This is a genomic window from Burkholderia sp. Ac-20392, assembly GCF_017104585.1.
Lineage (GTDB): Bacteria > Pseudomonadota > Gammaproteobacteria > Burkholderiales > Burkholderiaceae > Burkholderia > Burkholderia lata.
Genome location: NZ_JAAGPB010000752.1, coordinates 1 through 2,892 on the forward strand (window position 1 = coordinate 1; position 2,892 = coordinate 2,892).

At 69.3% G+C, this 2,892-nt stretch carries 3 protein-coding genes and 1 pseudogene; 2 read left to right on the top strand and 2 right to left on the bottom strand.

The window, feature by feature from the left end; genetic code table 11:
- Together G3N99_RS37735 and G3N99_RS37740 are read right to left on the bottom strand one after the other, a co-directional pair.
- Positions 1-430 (bottom strand): annotated as a pseudogene (locus G3N99_RS37735) (hypothetical protein); the annotation flags it as partial.
- On the bottom strand, positions 427-1,314 hold the full coding sequence (locus G3N99_RS37740) for a metal-dependent hydrolase (protein WP_206124916.1): 888 nt from the start codon (positions 1,312-1,314) through the stop codon (positions 427-429). The pseudogene G3N99_RS37735 and the gene G3N99_RS37740, both read right to left, overlap by 4 nt.
- 95 nt (positions 1,315-1,409) lie before the next feature.
- Between G3N99_RS37740 and G3N99_RS37745 the strand changes: the two genes are divergently transcribed.
- Complete coding sequence (locus tag G3N99_RS37745) at positions 1,410-2,348, top strand: fatty acid desaturase (RefSeq protein ID WP_174936824.1); 939 nt, start codon at positions 1,410-1,412, stop codon at positions 2,346-2,348.
- Positions 2,348-2,892, top strand: a 545-nt coding sequence (locus tag G3N99_RS37750; RefSeq protein ID WP_206124917.1) for a GH3 auxin-responsive promoter family protein, incomplete at its 3' end; no start/stop codon positions are given. The genes G3N99_RS37745 and G3N99_RS37750, both read left to right, overlap by 1 nt.

Genomic DNA, 2,892 nt, shown 5'->3' on the forward strand with positions numbered 1-2,892 from the left:
TGAGGCCCGTACAACGCGCCGCCAGCGCCGGGTCGCCGACGAGCGCGGCGAGCGTATCGATGCCGCCCTTGCTGTGCGCGAGCGCGACGAATTCGCCGCCGGCAGGCAGGTGCTTGCGCAGGTACGCACCGATATGCGCGCCCTGATCGAACACGCCGCGCGCGGAACGCACGGGCACCGTCAGCACCCGATAGCCGGCCGCGCCGAGCGTCTGCCGCGCGCCGCGATTGCAGCCGGGCAGCCATTCCGAATACAGCCCCGCGACGAGCACGACCGTCGTCGTCAGCGGCAGGCGGGCGGTGCGCCGTGTCCAGCCGTCGATGAACGCATCGGTCCGGTCGAGGTTCGCCGCGGCCCGCGCGAACGGTGTTGCCGGATAGTGGCGGCGCCAGTCGTCGAACCCGTCGGGCGTCCACGGCGCGCGCGTCATGCGTGCGACTCCGGTTCGCGTTCGGCGCTGGCCAGGTACGGTTCGAGCGCGGCGCGGGCCGCGCGCAAGGCCGCATCGCTGTCGAGGCGATCGGGATGAAAGCGCGGCGAGAACCAGAATAGCCACATCGGCATCACGCGCGTGAAGATGCCCGGTGCGACGAACAGCCAGCGCAACAGTTGCAGCCAGCCGCGCAGATTCCAGGTCTGCCCGTCGACGGCGACCAGGCGGTGCACGAAGTAGATCAGGTCGATCACGAAGTAGACGGAGATCCCGAGCATGGCCGCGCAGCGCACCACATAGCGCCGCGCCGCGTTCGGCATGGCCGCCGCGAACACGTCGAACGCGACGGTCTTGTGCTCGGTTTCCTCGATCGCATGCCAGCGCCACACGGCCGCCATCGTCGGGTCGGCGCCGCCGAGGATCGCCGGGTCGCTCAGCAGCCGGTGCGCGAGGATCGTCGTGTAGTGCTCGAGGCACGCGGTCAGCGCGAGCCGCGTGACAGGCGATACCTGCCGCGCGGCATTGCGCTGGCGTGTTTCGAGCAGCGCCTCGAGCGCGTCGACCGGCACCTGCTGCGATGCGAGGCGCGCGTTGTAGAGCCGGTGCACGCGGATATGCGACGCTTCCTGCCGCACGAACGCATCGACGTCGGCCGCGAGCGATGCATCGCCGCCCACGTGGTCGCGAAACGGCCGCACGCTTTCGATGAAGAAGCGCTCGCCGAGCGGGAACATCACGGAAAACGCGTCGAAGAAGCGCGTGACATGACACGTGCCGCGATACCAGAAGCGCGGAATGCGTTCGTCGATCGCGAAGCGCACATCGCGGGTCGGCATGCGCGACGCGGGGCTGTCGGCGGGCGTACGGCGAAACGGCCGCATGCTAGTTCCGCCCCGCCAGGGACGGGGCGCGGGCCGTTACCGGCGGCTGACGCATCTGTTGTATCCTCCCGTGCAAACAACCGCCATTCCGAGCCATGAACCGACCGAGCGCGCAAGCCGCTGCCGCGCAGACCCGACGTTACGACCGGGCGAACCTGCTCGTGCTCGCGCTGCAGAGCGTGGTGTGGGCCGGCACGCTCACCTGGCTCTCGCATACCGGCGTGGGCGCGATCAAGTGGCTCGTGCTCGTGCCGTTCTGCCTCGTGATGCAGGGTGTGTTCTCGATGATGCACGAAACCTTCCACGGGTTCGGGCATCGCCGGCCGATCGCGAATTATATGATGATGTGGTGGGCGTCCACGATGTTCGGCGCGGCCGCGACGCTCATCCACGTGAACCATCTCGGCCATCACGTACGCAACCGCACGCGCGCCGAGCGCGCGGATTTCGCGACCGCGGACGAATCGCTGCTGCGCAAGCGCATCGAATACTACGCGGCGATCCTCGGCGGCATCTGGCTCGGCAGCTTCGTCGGCAGCTTCGTGCTCGCGCTGGTGCCCGGCCGCACGATGCAGCGGCTCGCCGCGCGCGGCGACGACAACACCTACGCGGCCGCCTTCAAGGAATTCACGACGGCCGACTTCCGCCGCATCCGCTACGAAACGCTCGCTGCCGTCGGTGCATGGCTGCTGGCCGGCTGGCTGCTCGACTGGTCGGTGTCGGCGGTGCTGGTCGCGTATGTCGCGTTCGCGTTTTCATGGTCGTCGCTGCAGTGGGTGTACCACATGCGCACGCCGCTCGACGTCGTCGAAGGCACGTACAACATGCGCGCGCCGACGCCGGTGCGCTGGCTGCTGCTGAACTTCAACTACAACCTCACGCATCATCGCCGCCCCGCGCTGCGCTGGCAGGACATGCACGCGGTGTCGGACCTGCGCGAGACGCGGCCGCTGTGGTACGGCTGGCTCACGATCTTCGCGCCGCCGCGCCGGCTGCCCGACGATCTCGCGCAACTCGACAAGACCTATTTCTGATGGACGCCTCAGCCCGCAGCCCGGCCGATGCATGGCGCACGTTCGCGCGCGCCGCGCAGCCGGACGTCGATCGCTGGCAGGCCGGCCTCGACGCACCGGGCGACGCGCAGGCGCGGCGGCTGATGGCGCTGCTCGCCGCGAACCGCGATACGGCATTCGGACGCCGGTTCGGCTTCGACCGGATCGACAGCCCCGCGCAGTTCCGTGAGCGCGTGCCCGTGCATGCGGCCGCCGATTTCCTGCCGTGGCTCGATCGCGTATCGCACGAACCGGAACCGGTGCTGACCGCCGAGCGCCCGGTGTTCCTCGAACGGACGAGCGGCAGCACCGCGCGCCAGAAGCTGATTCCTTATACGCCCGCGTTCCTGCGCGAACTGCAGGCCGCGATGATCGTCTGGCTGGCCGACATGTATCGCGCTTGTCCGGCGCTCGGCGACGGGCGCGCGTACTGGTCGATGTCGCCGCCGCTGCAGGCGCCCGGTGTCGCGCCCAACGGGATTCCGGTCGGCTCCGCGAGCGATCTCGATTACCTCGGCGACAGCAG